This is a genomic window from Acetobacterium paludosum, from assembly GCF_008086595.1.
Lineage (GTDB): Bacteria > Bacillota > Clostridia > Eubacteriales > Eubacteriaceae > Acetobacterium > Acetobacterium paludosum.
Genome location: NZ_RXYA01000009.1, coordinates 106940 through 124703 on the forward strand (window position 1 = coordinate 106940; position 17764 = coordinate 124703).

General features: G+C 43.6%; 12 protein-coding genes. 5 read left to right on the forward strand and 7 right to left on the reverse strand.

Going from position 1 to position 17764, the window contains the following annotated elements; translation table 11 throughout:
- Positions 1-96 precede the first annotated feature (96 nt).
- Both FZC41_RS10570 and FZC41_RS10575 read right to left on the reverse strand, forming a co-directional pair.
- Positions 97-834, reverse strand: a complete 738-nt coding sequence (locus FZC41_RS10570; RefSeq protein WP_148567374.1) for an ABC transporter permease — start codon at positions 832-834, stop codon at positions 97-99.
- A gap of 2 nt (positions 835-836) precedes the next feature.
- A complete protein-coding gene (locus FZC41_RS10575) occupies positions 837-1673 on the reverse strand; it encodes an ABC transporter ATP-binding protein (protein ID WP_148567375.1) in 837 nt (278 codons plus the stop codon).
- A gap of 550 nt (positions 1674-2223) precedes the next feature.
- On the opposite strand from FZC41_RS10575, the gene FZC41_RS10580 reads away from it, so the two are divergent.
- The 5 genes from FZC41_RS10580 (at position 2224) to FZC41_RS10600 (ending at position 7331) form a co-directional block, all read left to right on the forward strand.
- On the forward strand, positions 2224-3162 hold the full coding sequence (locus FZC41_RS10580; RefSeq protein WP_148567376.1) for an ABC transporter ATP-binding protein: 939 nt from the start codon (positions 2224-2226) through the stop codon (positions 3160-3162).
- A complete protein-coding gene (locus FZC41_RS10585) occupies positions 3149-3847 on the forward strand; it encodes an ABC transporter ATP-binding protein (protein WP_148567377.1) in 699 nt (232 codons plus the stop codon). Before FZC41_RS10580 ends, FZC41_RS10585 begins: the two co-directional genes overlap by 14 nt.
- 6 nt (positions 3848-3853) lie before the next feature.
- The gene (locus FZC41_RS10590) at positions 3854-5434 is read left to right on the forward strand and encodes an ABC transporter substrate-binding protein (protein ID WP_148567378.1); all 1581 of its coding nucleotides are present in this window, start codon (positions 3854-3856) and stop codon (positions 5432-5434) included.
- Between the two features lie 72 nt (positions 5435-5506).
- A complete protein-coding gene (locus FZC41_RS10595) occupies positions 5507-6490 on the forward strand; it encodes an ABC transporter permease (RefSeq protein ID WP_148567379.1) in 984 nt (327 codons plus the stop codon).
- Positions 6477-7331, forward strand: a complete 855-nt coding sequence (locus FZC41_RS10600; RefSeq protein WP_148567380.1) for an ABC transporter permease — start codon at positions 6477-6479, stop codon at positions 7329-7331. The genes FZC41_RS10595 and FZC41_RS10600 overlap by 14 nt, the downstream gene beginning before the upstream one ends.
- Before the next feature lie 49 nt (positions 7332-7380).
- On the opposite strand, the gene FZC41_RS10605 is transcribed toward FZC41_RS10600, so the two are convergent.
- The 5 genes from FZC41_RS10605 to FZC41_RS10625 all read right to left on the reverse strand — a co-directional run bounded on the left by FZC41_RS10605 (position 7381) and on the right by FZC41_RS10625 (position 17760).
- Positions 7381-8424, reverse strand: coding sequence for a radical SAM/SPASM domain-containing protein (locus tag FZC41_RS10605; protein ID WP_148567381.1), 1044 nt, complete (start codon positions 8422-8424; stop codon positions 7381-7383).
- Positions 8418-12203 (reverse strand): cobaltochelatase subunit CobN, encoded by a 3786-nt coding sequence (gene cobN, locus FZC41_RS10610; protein ID WP_148567382.1) that lies wholly within the window; start codon positions 12201-12203, stop codon positions 8418-8420. The genes FZC41_RS10605 and cobN overlap by 7 nt, the downstream gene beginning before the upstream one ends.
- 201 nt (positions 12204-12404) lie before the next feature.
- Positions 12405-13532, reverse strand: coding sequence for an ABC transporter substrate-binding protein (locus FZC41_RS10615; protein ID WP_148567383.1), 1128 nt, complete (start codon positions 13530-13532; stop codon positions 12405-12407).
- Between the two features lie 97 nt (positions 13533-13629).
- Entirely contained in the window at positions 13630-14259 is a 630-nt protein-coding gene (locus FZC41_RS10620) for a precorrin-8X methylmutase (protein ID WP_148567384.1), read from the reverse strand.
- A gap of 171 nt (positions 14260-14430) precedes the next feature.
- Positions 14431-17760 (reverse strand): cobaltochelatase subunit CobN, encoded by a 3330-nt coding sequence (locus FZC41_RS10625; protein ID WP_170253957.1) that lies wholly within the window; start codon positions 17758-17760, stop codon positions 14431-14433.
- Between the last annotated feature and the right edge of the window lie 4 nt (positions 17761-17764).

Sequence of the window (17764 nt, forward strand, 5' to 3'; positions counted from 1 at the left end):
GCAGTCGCCAACTACAAGCGAGCTTGTGATTGGCTCGTTACCAAATTGATTGCGAAACCGGCAGCAAAGCAACATTAGTTTGTGCTTTGTGCGTTTTTATAAATTTTTACTGCGATTAATACGAAGCAGTGCGATCAGCATAAACACAACAGTGTAAGCAACCAGCACCGCCAGGCTGAGCCAGTCAACCCCTTCGCCGTATGAAAGCTGCCGCAGCAGACTGCTGGCATAGGTTAAAGGCAGCAACTGCACCAGCATCTTTAAAATCACCGGCAGACCGGTTAGCGAAAAAAAAGTATTACCAATGAAGGTCATCGGTAAAATGACGAAGGTTGAAAAACGGCTGATATCCGCATGGGTTTTGGAAATAATCGCCGCCATGACACCCAGAGCCGAAAATGCCATTCCGTTGATGAGCATCACCACAAAAAAAATGACATTTACATGAATAGCCGCTCCAAACAGAAATGAAATTCCCAGAATCAGGCATCCGGCATACAGTCCGCGCAAACTTCCCCCAATCATCTGTCCAATGATGTATTGTCCCAGGGGGGTGGGTGACGCCAGTACATTATCAAAAGATCTTTCGTACAGCCGCTGGACATTGAGGGACATGCCAATGGCATTAAAACTGGCATTCATGGTGGTTAATGCGATGATCCCCGGAATCAGAAATTCCAGATATGGATGACCGTCCACCATTTTATCCATTCCCATACCGATACCAAAGGTAATCAGATATAAAATGGGACTGATCATAGCAGTTACCGTAATTTTGAACCACTCATGTTTAAATTCAATCCATTTTTCCCATAAAACCGTGAGAATCGCCAATTTTAATCAATCCCCCTTCCCAAACGTTTGATGAACACATCCTCCAGATTTGTTTCCCGTAGGGTAAAAGGATCATTAAGATTGGCTGCATAGGCGATTGCCAGTTCTTTATTCTGAAAGAATTCCCGTTTTATTCCCGCGGCGGTAGCTACATCAACAGCAATAACGCCCAGCCGTTTGATCATCTCAAGCGGCGGCGCAATCTCCAACAGACAGCCTTCATCAATCAATGCAATGCGATTGCAGAGCAGCTGAGCCTCCTCCATATAGTGCGTAGTCAGAATGAAGGTCATCCCCTGACGGTTTAACCCGCTGATTAAGTCCCACATCTGCCGTCTGGAAAACGGATCCAGACCGACGGTTGGTTCATCCAACAGTACCAGCTCGGGCTTGGGCAGCAACGCCCGGCAAAGCATCAGCTTCCGCTTCATGCCGCCAGAAAGCTCTCGGACTCTCTTTTTTCGATGCGTCATCAAGCCACAGAATGTCAGGAGTTCTTTGGTCGCTTTTCGACGCTGATCCTTCGGTATTTTGTAAAGGCGTCCTTGATATTCCATGATTTCTGTAACCGTCATGTCGCCGCGAAGCGTATATTCCTGGGTAACCGTCGTAATCTTCTGTTTCAGTTCGACGCTGTTGCGGCTGATTTCCTGGCCATCCAGCCGAATTTTCCCTTTGGATGGCAGCAGCAGCGTTGAGATGAGCCGGATGATCGTGGTTTTGCCAGCGCCGTTGGAACCGAGCAAGCCGAAGAATTCGCCCTTTTCTACTTTGAAGTTAATATTATCCAACACCTTCTTGTTTTGAAAGGTCTTTCCCAGGTTGATGATTTCAAGCATCGCCTACACCTCCTGATTTGCACAAAATAAAAAAGCCACGAAAAAAAGCCTCGGTTTTCGAACCGAAAATTAGTCTTCATGACTTTGTACCTATGTATTTAATTGCTGATATCGATTTTTCATCTAAGTTTCAATATGTCTTGTACAAACAAAAAAAGCCACAAAAACAATTTTCAGTTTTCGAACTGAAATTTTGTCTTCATGACTTTGTATATACATGTATTGAATTGTTTAAATTTTAACATATTCCAGTACTCTTGTCAAATAAAAACATGTACTGTCCTTTAGCAATGACCTATCGAATTAATAGCCATGAAAATTGAGGCAGTTGCAATTTATTCTGATTTGTTATTGACTTTTTCTATTATTTAATTTATACTCTACTCAATGTGCATTTTGAAGGTGTACACAATCAACAAAAGAATGAAATTAATTGTTTGATGTAAAAGTCTGAAGACTTGCTTGCTCTCAGGAGTTAGGTAGGTCTTATTTTTTTTCTTTTTTTATAAAATAACTTACTTTGAAAATTACTCCAGAAAGGTTGTTGATCTTGAAAAAAATATTATCAATTACTGGTTTAACTATCGACTCACAATTAATGCATGGAAGCCATCGAATTGTAAACGATTTATCTTTTGAACTTGAACAGGGTGAGACGCTCGCAATTGTTGGTGAAAGTGGCTGTGGTAAAACGATGACCGCATTGTCAATTTTTGGGTTGCTTCCTGAAAATTGTACTGCATCCGGCACGGTGACTTTTGATGATTGTAATCTTTTATCCCTTCGCGAAAAAGAATTAAGCCGGATGCGTGGTATTGATTTTGTCTTAATCCCTCAAAGTGGTGCAGATTTTCTCAATCCGGGATTAAAAGTACGAACCCAAATTTATGAAACCTTAAAAAGGACCGGAATAAAAGATAAACGCATTCTGGAAAAAACAGCCTGTGATTTACTAAACAGCGTTTCTTTTCAAAATCCTGATTCTATTATGAACAAATATCCTTTTCAACTTTCCGGTGGCATGGCGCAACGTGTCGTTTTGGCCATGGGCTTGACTTTTTCTCCTAAATTGGTGATATCCGATGAACCCACCAGGGGGATTGATTCAAACACAAGCATGGCCTATTTAAAAGAACTTACTTCGGTGTTCAGTGATTCTGGAATCGTTATTATCACCCATGATATTTCTGTTGCCGACTATTGCAAAAATATTTTTATAATGTACGCCGGTGAATGTATGGAATATGGAGATTGTACAAGAATATTAAACAATCCTTCTCATCCCTATACTAAGAGCCTGATCGCTGCTCTTCCAATTAATGGTTTTTCCCTGAATTCACGCAAAGCTTCAATTCCTCAGGATTTTTTGAATACCGGCTGCACCTTTTATCCCCACTGTCCGCAATCAACAAAAAAGTGTCAAACCGATAAACCGGAAAAACAGATCATTGATCAGACAAAGGTTTGGTGTCATCATGTTAAAAGTTGAAAACATTTCCAAAGATTTTAAAGTTGGTTTTCGAAAAAAAACTGAAAAGATTCTTGATGACATCAGTTTTTATATTAAACCAAAAGAAGTTGTCAGCATTACCGGAAACAGCGGGTCAGGAAAATCAACCATTGCCCGCATTATCAGCGGCACGATCAAGCCCGACCAGGGAAATATTTTCTATCGGGGAAATCTTCTTATCAGCCCCAACCAGTCTTTTTCAACTGAATACCGAAAGGATATCCAATTGATCCCTCAACAGCCTTTTTTATCCCTTGATCCCAAGCAGAAGGTCGGGGATGCCATCGCCGAAACGATACTAGCCCATGGTCTTTCCCCTTCCAAAAAAGAAGCTGCCCAACAAGTTAATGCCTTATTAGAACAGGTCTGGTTACCATGCCAACTGGCAAATCGTTATCCGTCGCAAATTTCAGGAGGGCAAGCCCAACGGATCGTAATAGCGAAAGCTTTAGCACTTAATCCCAAATTACTTATAGCCGACGAATCAACCTCTATGCTAGATATTCTTGCTCAGGCTCAGATTATCCAAATATTGCTGAATCTCATGACAAAATATGGTTTATCAATTCTTTTTATCTCTCATGATAAACCACTTGTACAAGCTTTTTCTAATCGTATTTATCACCTCTCTGAGGGAAAACTAATTCTACAAAATAAGGAGTGAAAGAAAATGAAAAATTTAAAAATATCTCTATCCATCATCGTGGCAATCTGTCTTTTTGCAATTGGCTTTACCGGTTGTTCCACCCAAAAAACAATCGACTCCATGGTTATTGGAACCACCATGGATATTCAATCCATTTCACGTAGCGATTATTATTACAATGTTCTTTCTGGAACACTGACGCATCTGGCCTTAGTGCGTCTAGACGAAAATAATGAGATTCAGCCGATGATGGCCGAATATTCCACGGCTGATAACGGAAAAACCTGGACTTTTGTCCTTAAAGACGGTCTTAAATGGGATGATGGTGAAAAGGTTACCGCTGAAGATGTGAAATTCACCATTGAATATCTTGATAAGATGGAAAATGCTGGCAGAATGGATAAGCTTGAAGCCATCAATATTGTGAACGACCAAACCATCCAATTGGTTTATAAAACCGCCAATATTCGAGCTTTAAACGATTTAACGACGCTTCGCATTATTCCCAAACATATTTTTGAAAATGTCACTGATTATGCCGGTTTTAAAGATGATGCTGCCGCCATTGGCTGCGGGCCCTATAAATTTGTTCGCTTCGATGCCGATGCCGGAGTATTGGAATTTGAAGCCAATCCGGATTATATTGGCGGTAAACCCAATATAAAAACCATTAATGTCAAGCTCTTCAAAAATACCGATACCATGTACATGGCGTTAAAAGCCGAAGAAATTGGAATGGTCTATTTCTACGCAGGGGGTATTGACCCCAGTGCTGCTGCAGACTTGAAAAGCAGCGGTAATATTACCCTTACCGAAGTTCAGGACACCAGTAATCCGCTTGTATTGATATTTAACAACGAAAAAACACCGGTCAATTCATTACCGGTTCGTCAGGCCATTGCCAAGGGAATTGACTATGAAAAATGTCGTGAACTTTTTGGTTCTGAATACAGTATTCCTTCAAATTACGGCTTCATTCCAAAAAGCAATGAAGGTTATATCGACACAGCGGCATTAAAACTGGACATTGATGGCGCTAAAAAAATTCTCTCTGATGCTGGCGCTATCGACTCCAATGGCGACGGTATCCTGGAGATCAACGGAACTCCTCTGGATTTGGAAATTCTCGTTCGCACCGACAAACCTGTTTATGCGCGAGTTGGCGAACTTCTTCAGTCAAATCTTAAGGCGATTGGTATCAATGTTATTTTAAATAGTGTTGACGTTCCAACTTTCCGATCCATGACTGAAACGGAACACACCGACGTCAGTATGCTTTCACGTTTTACCTCTTTCGGCATGAACATGGGAGCCGGTATGAGTACTTCTTATCTGGATGGACGTCTTAAAAGCAATGCCCAGGGACAGATAATGGATCCGGCTTTTGCCTCGATTGTCGACAAACTCAAAGCTGCAACAACGATGGCAGAATATGATCAAGCCGCCAAAGAATGTCAGGAATATTATGCCGGAAGTGTTCCCGCAATTGCTCTTTACTGGGATGTCTATCTGCAAGCCTATAACAGTAAATATGATAACTTTACAATCGATGGTACCTTTGGAATTGTCAACCAGCAAACCTGGTATTCGATTTCCCAAAAATAAGCACTGTTTTTTCAGTAGAAAGAGCTGTTTTTCAGCTCTTTCTAACTTTTTAATAAAATCACGGAGGTTAAAATGAGTGATATAACCAAAAAAATCATATCCAGTATTCTCTGCCTGGCAGCCATTATTATCATAAACTTCTTTCTTCCGCGATTAATGCCTGGTGATCCAGTTTTAATGCTCACCGGTCAGAATGAAGAATCTATTTCTGCTGCCCAATATCAAAGCTTTGAAGAGAAATTGGGAATTAATTATCCCGTCAGCATCCAATTCAAAAACTATCTTGTCAATCTTTTCAGCGGTGATTTGGGTTACTCGTATCATTATAATGATACGGTCGCCAATCTGATGAAAAATCGTATTCCCAACACGCTTCAGCTCGCGATCCCCAGCATTCTTCTGGCTTCAATTCTCGGGATGTTTCTTGGCTGCACCATGGGATATACAAAAAAACAACGTTTGGACAAAAGTGTGACAACTGCTTTTATTATTATTAATGCTATTCCTTCTTTTTTACTGGCCATGGTCATTGTAACTTTTTTTGCCTTTAAACTTCGACTCTTTCCTTTAGGAGGATTAAATTCAATTGTGGTACCACATCATGCAATTCTGGCCTTTGGCGATCGCATTAAACATCTGATTCTTCCAATTTCAACCATTGTTCTTTTAAGTCTTCCACCTAAATATATGATGGTTCGCAACACCGTTAAAAGCGCTACAAAAGAAAAATATGTTCTATATGCAAAAGCAAGAGGCATCAGCAGCTTTCGCATAAAATTTGTCCATATTTTCAAAAATGTTTGTCCACCCTTTATTACCCTCGTCGGTCTAAATCTCGCCTTTGTGATTTCCGGATCCATGATTACCGAAATTATTTTTTCAATCAACGGAATGGGTGAACTTCTTTACGAAGCAGCAATCTATCGAGATTTTCCAACCCTTCAGGGGTGCTTTTTCATTATCTCAATTATCGTCATTTTAGCTAACATCCTCACGGACATTACCTGTGTAATGGTCGATCCTAAGCAAAGGTTTGGTTTTTATGAAAGCAATTAAACGAACTTCTTTTAAAAAAGAATTTTATTCCCTATATTTTGGCATCATTATCATGATTGTTTTCCTATTATGGTCAATACTACCGGGCATTTTTTCTCCCTACAATCCAAAGGAGATGTTTTCTCCCTGGCTAGCCATGTCCTTATCCCATCTTCTCGGCACAAATGATATGGGCTATGATATTTTTTCAGAATTAATTTATGCTGCGTCCCGAACACTCTTCACAGGATTCTGCGCCGCTTTTGTTTCCCTGATTATCGGAACTACTTTAGGTACTTTATCTGGCTATTTAGAAGGCTGGGCTGGAGAAGGATTAGATTTTATCATTAATATATTTCTTCTCATTCCAACACTTCCAATGATGGTGGTTGTTGCTGCCTTTGTAGGGCCTGGAACTTTTAATATTATTTTGATTATTTCCCTTCTTGGCTGGTGTTCAACCGCCAGGGCTGTTCGTGCGAGAACAAAACAAATCAAACACTCACCCTTTGTAGAGGCTTTAACAATCTCAGGAATTTCTGAAAAACAAATTGTCTTGAAACACATTATCCCCAATCTTTCAGACGTTATTTTCGCAAAATATATTATGTCCGTCGCCAGCTGTATGCTCATGGAAGCAACCGTTAGCTTTATGGGCCTGGGCGATCCTACTCATGTTACCTGGGGAAGCATGATCAATTTTGCTTTTTCCCGTGGCGGCTTTTCCCGTGGCGTATTAAATTGGTACTTACCTCCAGGAATATGCATTACCCTCTGTGTGCTTTCTTTCTATTATATTAACAGTCATTTTGAAGAAAAATCAAAAATAGTTGTTAATGAAGAACAAAGCTATATGGATTAATTTTGAATGACGCTACCAATTTGTAATAATGAGTGGATATTTAGCATTATCAATTCCCCTGTTTTTGCCTGACCATATCAAAAGCCGTTTTCTTTAAAACGCAGTCCAGAGATTGCTCTTCTGTTATGATATTATTTACAATCAACCGCGAGGGGCATCCTCCGGGACAGATGGAATAATAGGAGCAATCACGACAATTGTCAGACATGATCTTTGCCAATGTAATGACCTTCATTTTCCCATATTTTATATTTCCCATAAAATATTCATACTTATCGATTAGCGAGCCGCAAGGATAAACATCTCCGTCCGGTAGGATAACAAATGAACGCCCGCAGGCGGCATAGCAATAATCTTTAGCGCAGGATGAGCACTTCAGCCGATTCTTTGCTGCTTCGATTTCACGTAGTTTAACCCACCTGCCGGAGAGCCTAAAGAGTTCCTCAGATTTTCTCTGCATCCCTTTTAATGCCGTTGTCAGTTGTAAAGGTGACGCTTTTTCGACCAGACCGCTTTTGGCATTTCCCGCTTCCCGGATGAGATCCAGACCGATTCCCGGAACATTGCCCAGATAGAATGCAAAGGTTACCAGGTTCGGCAATTCAGAAACATTCTGCTTCGTGACAACAGCATTGATATTTGCCCGGATGCCTGCTTGCCCCAACAGCTTGATACCATTGACCGCTGCGTTTGTCTTGCCCCGCAGCTTCTCGTTTATCGCCGGGGGGCCGTCCAGGCTCACACCAACAGCAATTTTCATCTTTTTAATGCCGGTGGCAATCTCTGGAGTAATCAATGTGCCGTTTGTCTGCATTTGAAAAGCGACATCGTAGTCGTTCGATTTGGCATATTCAACCACTCGGCAAATCAAATCAACATTCAGCAGTGGCTCCCCTCCGGCAAACTGGACTTTCATCGAACAATCGGCGAAATAATCCAACGCCGCTTTGGCGGTTTCAAAATCCATATCCGCCCTTTTTTCCCAGGCAGCGGCGTAACAGTATTTACAGTTGAGATTGCACCGGCTGGTCGTCCATAAGACGATCAGCACTTTTTCTTTCAAAATAGCTTTTGCCTTCGTTTTTTTCAGCACTCTTCTGCAACTCCTTCCATTTCAAGGTATAACTTTTTCAGTTGCTCCACCATTTCGTCATCGGCCTCCCACATATCCCGTTGCACGGCTTCCAGTAGGCGTTCAGTAATATTCTGAAGCGCCCAGGGATTAGCTGCCTTCAACCACTCTGAAAATTCCGGATCGAGGGCAAATTTTTTCGCCAGTTCCTCGTAAAGCTGATCATCCATCACCTGGGCTGTCACGTCCCAGCCAAAAATATGATCCACAATCTGGGAAATATCGCCGGCGCCCTTGTAACCGTGCTCCTTCATGCCCGCGATCCATTTCGGATTGAAAACCCGGGATCTAAGTTCAAAGCGCGTTTCCTCGCTGACGGTTCGGGTTTTGATCCGCTCCGGATTGGAACTATCTCCAATCAGCCCGACCGGGTCTTCTCCCTTGAATGCGCGCACCGAGGCAATCATCCCGCCATGAAAAGAATAGAAATCATCACTGTCGATCATTTCGAATTCCCGGGAATCCAGATTCATGACCGCCGCATCCATCACCGACAATCTTTTTTTGAACAACTCCGGCGCCTGTTTGCCATAGCTTTTCTGACTGTAAGCATAACCGCCCCAAGTCAGATAAATCTGGGCCAGATCATCCACGGTGTTCCATTGTTTCGTATCGATGATGTTGCAGACGCCGGCCCCATAGGCACCGGGTTTGCACCCGAATATCCGGTAACTGCTTTCCTCCCGGGCGCTGTCGTAATCGATACCTTTTTCCAGCAGTTCCTCGATGTCTTTTCGGACATGCTTCGCGACAAAGTTCATCTCTGTCGGTTCATCCAGATCGGCGACAGCCAGCACCGCCCGGTCCAGTAGATCAACGAGATTCGGGAAAGTATCCCGGAACAGACCGCTGATGCGCGTCGTCACATCGATTCGCGGCCGGCCGAGCTCATCAAGCGGAATCACTTCCAGTTCCCTGACATAGGCATTCTGTTTCTGCCAAATGGGTCGGACTCCCAGCAGATAGAGGATCTCCGCTTCATCTTCGCCGCCGGTGCGCATGGTTGAGGTGCCGAAGACCACCATTCCCACATTCTCCGGATACTGTCCCTGCTCTTTTTGGTACTTTTCAAGCATGTCATCAGCCAGACGTTTGCCGGCTTCCCAGGCGGTTGGCGAAGGTACGGTCTGCGGGTCGATTGAATAGAAATTTCTGCCGGTCGGCAGAATATGCGCCATCCCCCGGCTTGGACTCCCAGTCGGTCCCGGTTTGATGAACTTACCGTCCAGACCGTCGGTGATCGCGGTCAGTTCATTCTGGCAGTCAGCAAGACGGGGAACCAGAAAGGTGCAGATATAAATTGCCACCTTTTGGATTTCTGAATCAACGCAGCCAAAAACCTGATTACAGACTGTATCAATCTGCTTTTTCGCAAAATCCGTTTTGGCTAAAACTTCGAGAAACGCGATGGATTTTGCATAAATATCTTCCAGCACATCGGCATTTGTCTTTCCATTTTTGTTAAGTTTCCCCCGGTTGTCAAGCAGTTCATCCAGGTCATAACCATCGAATCTGGCGATGGAACGTCGCAGCGACGGCGTTTCGCCATTGGGCAACTGGGTCATTGCCGACAACAGTTCGATCAACTTTGCACCCGTCGGTGCCGCTCCCAGCGTATGCAGTCCCGTTTTGATCTGCGTTTCTTTCAACTCACTCAGATAATCGTGCAGCTGCTCCAGAAATCCGTCGAAATCCGCAGGCTGAGCATCATCCCGATTGAGGTCCCGGTGCAGATTTATCGCCAGCACCTTTTCCCAGATGATTTTTTGCAGATAACCGAGCTTGCCGGGATCCATCGCCTTGCATTTGTAATAGTCCTGAAGCTGGGTTTCCAGCGCCGCTGTTTCATCGTAGAGTTCCGCCCGCGCCATCACCGGTATCATATGGTCGATGATACAGCAGTTGCTGCGCCGTTTGGCCTGAGTTCCTTCGCCCGGGTTGTTGATGATATAAATATACAGGTGCGGCAGATCTGCGATAGCGATGCGCGGATAGCAGGACTCGGACAGTCCCAGTGCTTTTCCCGGCAGCCATTCCAGTGAGCCGTGCATGCCGACATGAATGATAGCATCGGCTTTGAACACCTGGCGAATCCATTCGTAATAGGCATAGTAATTGTGGGGCATCGGCAGATCCGGGCTGTGATAGACGCTTTCGGGATTAAGGGTGTTGCCCCGCGGCGGCTGCATGCCGATAAAAATATTCCCGTTGATGATTCCCGGCACAGCCAGCTGCTCCTGATGACAGAAAAATTCACCTGGCGGCTGATCCCAGAATTCGGTCATTTCATCGCGCACTTTTGGTGTCAACTTTTTAAACCAGGTCTCATAAGCAGACTTTGAAATCGTATCAACCGCTTTTTTAACCATCTGCTCCGGCGCCGCCCATCTCAGATCGTTGGTCGTTTTCGACAGCAGTTCATCGATAATCGCCGTGCCGTTTTCGGGCATTGTCTCAAGATAATAGCCATTTTTCTTCAGCAGCTTCAGGATATTGGCAACGCTGTCTTTTGAATCCAGCCCGAAGGCGCTGCCGATGGTGTCGTTGCGCGGCGGATAATTGTGAAACAAGATGGCTACCTTCTTGTCTTTGTTTTCCAGATGCTTTAGTTTCGCCCAGTTCTCGGCAATGTCGGCAATGTGTCGGATGCCGTCCCCATCCGGTTGATGAACGACAATCCTGGCGCCGGTCAATGGATCGCGGGTGCCTGAATCCGTAAATGCGCCAGCCAGCGTGATGATATTACCATCCATCTCCGGCAGGGCGGCGTTTGCAATCACATCCACCGGCGAAAGCCCCTGGGTCGAATCTTCCCAAAATTCTCTGTCTGTAAAGGCAACCATCGCTTTTAAAATCGGCACGCCAAAATCTGCTAAGACAGCATCAAGCGACTGATTTCTTACATTGCTTTTATAGCTCATCATCGAAGCGGAAAAACTCATCAGATTTACCATCACATCCACCACCGGTTTTCCGTCCATTTTAAAATAATGCGCCAGAATTTCTGCCAGTCCCATATTGCCGAGATCTTCTTCTCGACGTGTTTTGCGAAACACTGGGATGACATTCATCCCTCGGGTTTCAAATTCTCTGATGAAGGCGTCCACATATTTCGTATCGGCATTTGTCCAGTGCTCCCGGTGAAACCAGATGCCGACTGACAGCCTGCCCTTTTCGTATTTTTCTTTCAAATATTCTGCCAACGTCGGAAGCGTTTCAAAGTCGGGATGGTAGATTCCTTCCCATGGCAGAGGTGCTGGCTCCTGATACACGCCGGAAATTTTGTCTGACCGATTCAGCAGATACAGTAGTGCCTGATGGTAGTTTTCGCAGCCGCTATACGTCAGATACCGGTTCAGCTGCAGGTAAGCTGTTTTGTCAACGGTCGAACACTCGGCTGAAACCAACGCATCGATCGGGTTGGTATAATGAACATAGATCCTGACTGACGCCGGCATGGCGGCAACAATCCTGTCAAATCCGATGCTGTTGTTTTTTCCGCCATGCAGACAGATGATCAGGAAATCCGAATTTTGGGCAAATCCGATAAATTCATCGAGCTCCTCCGGATCATTGAATTCTTTATTTTTCCTAGCATAAACATCAATTTCATACGCTGTTCTGGTCAGTTTTATCGCTTTGCTCAGAATCGCCAGCTCCGTTCCATTTGCACTGCAAAACGCCAATTTCATTGTCATTATAATTCCTCCAATTTTTACACTATAAGGCGGACAGTTCATTAATAAGAAATTGAGGTAAAAAACAAACAAAGTACCGACAATTGTTACATCATGTTGTGTGCCTCAGAGCGGACATCTCGAAGAGTGTCCGAATCTGCAGCACCACAACAGATTAATAATTGGTCGGTACGAGTTTAGCAACAACCTACTGAAAATACATTTTCACACTGTCCGCATACCCATTCGCAAACGCCTATTTCATTATTGAACCGGCACCTTGTACATATAGGTGATCTGGTGATCCTTGAATGCCTCCGGATGGACAATCGCCGCATAATCGGCGACAATATCGTCGAGCTTGTCAACCGACTGATACCAGTTCGCCTGAAAAGCCCAGACGTTTCCAGAAGTGACCGATGGCAATTCGGCAACAAGAGATGCGGAATCGAAAATTTCTCCGGTATTCTTAAATATCTTTTGCCCCATTGGTTCATAGAAAAAGATACTTGCCGTACTTCCCTTTGAGTAAAAGTCTTCAAAGGTAACGTAAGAGTTTCCCGGATCAGCCGTACCAAAATCTTTGTACACATAATCCGCTCCGACAATGGTGTAAATATCAGCTATGTATGATCCGCCGTTTCGCACTAATACCTGCCCGTTATAAATGTATCCCCCCACGACCGTGGGTTTATCCAAACCGGCCACCGCTTTTTTTATTTCATCAAGGTGTTTAGCCGCATTGTCAATCTGAGTATTCGCTTCCTGCTCTTTTCCCAGGAAAGCCGCAAATAGTTTGGTATATTCCATTCTTCCCAAAACGGTTGTTTCCAAACCCGACGAGTCAACAATATAAGGTATTCCCAATTCATCAAGTTTTGGACCAACCGTATCATAGTCGGTATAAGAAATAAATGCCAGATCGACGCCGACACTCACCAAGGCTTCATAATCCAGGGCACTGTTTTTGCCCATAAATTTGATTTTTCCGGCCGCCATTCTGGTATCGATCTGTTCGATTTGACCTTTTCCCACATCGTAGGTCGATACCGCAGCCACTTTGTCGAACACATCGTCTCCCAGCACCCGTAAATATGAACTGTGGGTCGTAGAGCCCAGAAATATTTTATCCGGGTTTCCATTGACCACCTGGGCATTATCATAACCGGATGGTTTCTCTTTTCCTTCAGGAACAATCAGAGTCTGGCGGTCTTTTCCGTCAGTAACTAAGACAACCCCATTATCCAAATACTTGATATTGAAATTCTTTGCATACTGTACCTCCAGCTCACCTTTATTTGAGCTGCCTGAACCCGATTGGCCGGCACATCCCGCCAATACAAACACAGCTGCCAATACAATTGTCAATACTAAAATCACCTTTTTTTTCATTTTGTACTCCTTGTTTTTTTAATTTCTATGCTTAAGCATCACTCAACATTATAAAGTAGCAACCTAACGCACTCTATTTCAAATTTTCAGCATCTTTCTACCATTCTCTGCCCAGCTGATACAGCATCGCATTGAGAATCGCGGCGACCACCGGGCTCCCCCCTTTTCTGCCATTTATCCGGATGATGGGACTGTCGATCTGATCCAGCGCTTTCTTCGACTGGGCAGCTCCAACAAAACCGATCGCCGCACCGATGATCAGATCCGGTTTGGCTTCGCCCGCTTTGACTTTTTCAATCAGGGTATAGAGCGCTGTCGGCGCGTTTCCGATTGCAAAAATGCCAACGGAATCATCTTTAATGGCTTTTTCGATTGCAACAGTCGAGCGCGTAACGCCTCTCTTTTTAGCTTCTTCTGCCACATCAGCATCATGGCTGTAGTTCACAATTTCAATTTGATGATCTGCCAACGCTTTTTTGTTGACGCCAACCTGAATCATCCGGGTATCGGCATAAATTTTCTTTCCCTGCTTGAGGGCGGCCATTCCACATTCATAGCCTCCATTCAAAAATTCCAGCAAATCGGCATATTCAAAATCGGCCGTGGAGTGAATGATCCGTTTAACAATCGGTGCAATTTCTTCCGGGAATGTCCGGTCTCCCAGTTCTTCAGTAATGATCGCAAAACTGCCTTCTTCGATTTCTCTCGGGTTATTGATAAATTCCATTTCTTTTCTCTCTTTCTGTTATTTTTGTAGTCAATCACAAAACTTATAAACGTCGAACTGCTATTGCTTGGCGAGTAGTTTCCACAAACAATTCTGTAACGTGTAGGCGAACAGTGTAAGAGTTGTTTCGTGCGAAACTGATCGCAAAGCTCACGGTACTTTCGCAATTGCCTAAGTATTTTTGAACAAACAATCCAGTTCCTGGATCGACGCATTCCAGGCTGCCACGTCCTGGTGACGGACAATTTCGATGGTTCCACCTTGATAGTCGCCTTCCGACTCCTCCATCATTACTTCCATGTCTCCTTCTAAATTGAGATAGCGATTCTGAAGTGTTTTCAACGCTTCTTCACTGGGTTCCCATTTGTTACGCTGATAAAGCTCCAGAAATCGCCTGGAAATTTCTTCAATAGCATAGACATTATTTTCTTTAAACCAGCGGACCATTTCCTCATCACCGAGATAGGTTTCAACGACTTGATCAATCGCTGTATCGGCAACATTCCGGGTTAAGCATTTCCATTCAAAAAGAGTTTGAACTTTACGCATTAATTCCGAAGCTCCGATATAGCCCTTATTCTTAACGGAAGCATTCCATAATGGGTTAAAAAAAGTATGGGTCATAATCCGTTTTATCTCATCTTCAGTTTTCGATATCACGACCTTTTTTTTATGATTAGAATTCCCGTGATATTGTTTCAATGCATCCTTTGTTAACTGATTTTTCACCATACCGATGCCGCCAAAAACTGAAGCGGAAAAACTGGATGAAAGGATATTGAAACGATTATCGTTGGATGTTTCGAAAGCGACATCCACTGTTCGAATATTTTCTACAAATTCTTTCTTGAAATCAATTCCATTCAGGCCGTCGCCATAGGCATACCCAGAGAAAAGGGTAAAGATCTTCGCTAATTCTTCTTCCGATTCCCATGCGCTGGCCTTCAACGCCAGATCAACACCGGAACCGTAAGCCCCCGGTTTGGCTCCAAAAATCCGAATTGTTGAGCGTCGGAAGGCTTCGGATTTCGACATGTCATCATTGACTCTAATCGCTTCAACCATTTTCAGGGTATTCTTCCGGACAAAATTTATTTCGTCCGCTTCATCTTGAGCCGCGGCCATTTGCACCGCCCGATCCATCATCGCAATCAGACCCGGATAGGCATCCCGAAGCACCCCTGAAATTCGCACAACCACGTCGATCCTTGGCCGTTCCAGTTCTTCAGGGGGAATAACTTCAACATCCATAACAATGCCTGAATCATTCCAAACCGGATGAACTCCCAGCAGTGACAAAATCTGAGAGAGCTGCTCTCCATTAGTCATGGATATATCCGTGGACGTCATATTAACGACAACCTTTTCAGGAATCTTTCCTTCTTCCTTCTGATAATATTCAATTAATTGCTTTGCCATCTCAGTTCCGACAGAATAGGATTCTCGCGTCGGTATTTTTTGTGTGTCCATTAAATAAAAATTACGTCCTGTTGGCATAATGCGCTCCAAACCATCCCGCGGTGAACCGGCAAGTCCCGGTTCAATATAGTCACCATTGAGAGCCTTGATCAGATTTGCCATTTCATTTTCAACCGATAAAAGGCTTTGCTGTGTTTCTTTAATCTCGTTAATAAGAACCGCGCCTTCCATACCATATAGTGATTCGGAATTAAAATCTTCCGACTGGTTCTCGGCGAGAATTTGAGCGATCAGAGAAAGTACTTTTGAATTATAAGTATACTCATCTTTAAAGTCTTTTTTTAAGAAAGAGGCCGTTAAACTTGTTCCATCAATGGATTCTTTAATATAAGATACCTGATCCTTCATGTCCGGCGCCTCACCAAAAATGTGCAGTGCCTGTTCAAAAGATTGGTTGATCGATTGGGTCAGCAGGTTTTTGAGTGCCGTTGCTCCCAAATTAAAATTTTCCGCTTTTTTAATGATTTTCAAATACTCCGGTATTAAATCGATTTCTTTTTCAATATCCTTTTTTAAAACATCAACCTGGTTGCTCTGTGAAGCCACGGCTTCCAAATAGGTTCCCAACATTTTTATCAGCTGAACCCGTTGGTAATCTGTACTGATACAGCTAGGCAGATAATCCAGTATTGTAGCGTAATTTCTTCTTTTTGCACCCATTCCTTCAACACCGATACCAGCATTGTAGCAATAAAAATTGGACAGATTGCCGATAACCACATCCGGCCAACAGTATTGAGACAAGGCATTTACTTTTCCGGGCAAATGTTCGAGGCTCCCTCCGGTTCCGACATGAACCACTGCCTGAGCATTAATGATCGCGTCAATATAACGATAGGTTGCCAGATATTGGTGAGATGGCGGACAGGTCGGATCATGAAGAATCTTGCAGACTTCGCCGGTACATTTGGGTCCATAACAACCCCGCTTTGGCTGCAGCATCACCCAGATATTGCCGAATTTCAGACCCGTTATAATGATTTGGTTTTTGTAAACCATCCCTTCCCCCGGCGGAACTCCCCATGTCTTTTCCATTTGATCTCTAAGCACCGGATCGAGTTTATCGTAGAATTGATTGTAACCTCCGTCTCCTTCTAAAGGCATGCGGTAGATATCCCCGCCAGCCTTAACAATGTTTTCCACCGTGGTCCAACGAAAATCCTGATAGGCTTTTTTGTCCAGCATCTTTTTTTTAAGTGCCGCGCCGTCCTCAGGCCGGTTCAGCACCGAATAGCCTGCATTTTCAAGATTCTTCAAGATTTTGGCAACGCTTTCAAAGACAGCCAAACCCACTCCTGTTCCCAGCGTTGCCTCAACACCTGCGCAAGGTGAACAATTCAGCATTAGGACAATTTTTTTGTTTTCACTCAGGGTTTCTCTCAGCTTCAGTCTCTTTTTAATTCTTGCTGCCAGTCGATTAATTCGTTCTGGAATTGGTTCAGCTTTAACCATATCCCCAGGATCACTTCTGGCCCCAATCACGATGGGTTCAATCATTCCCAGTCTCTCATTGTTAGTGAACGACCATGACATTTCAGTGGAAAGCCCCGCCGTATTCTCAAGCCATTGGGCTTCATTCTGAAGGCGACTGATCATTGGTTTGAAAACTGGAATATTCATTATTTTAAAGGTTTCTACACTTTGACTGAATAGATCACCAGACTGATTATTTCCGGTCGCCCCCAAGGATTGAAGATTAATCAATCCATCGATTTCAAGGCCTTCTTCGGAAGAAAAGCAATCTCTAATAATCATTTCAAAATCTCTGCATCCTGATTCTTTATCTGAAGACAAATTACTGTAAACCGGGATAACACCAATTTCCTGAGCTTCCAATTCTTTGATCAGAGCTTTTTCGACTTCTAAATTATTTTTTCTCCAATTTTGGTAATGGGTAAGCAATCCAACCTGGTTCTTAAAAATATGCCATCTTCGGTACCAATTCTCATAAGATTCAAGAGATGAAAACACCTCTTTTGTATCCGGATGAAATATTCCGTCAGCAATTATATTTTGTTCCACAATA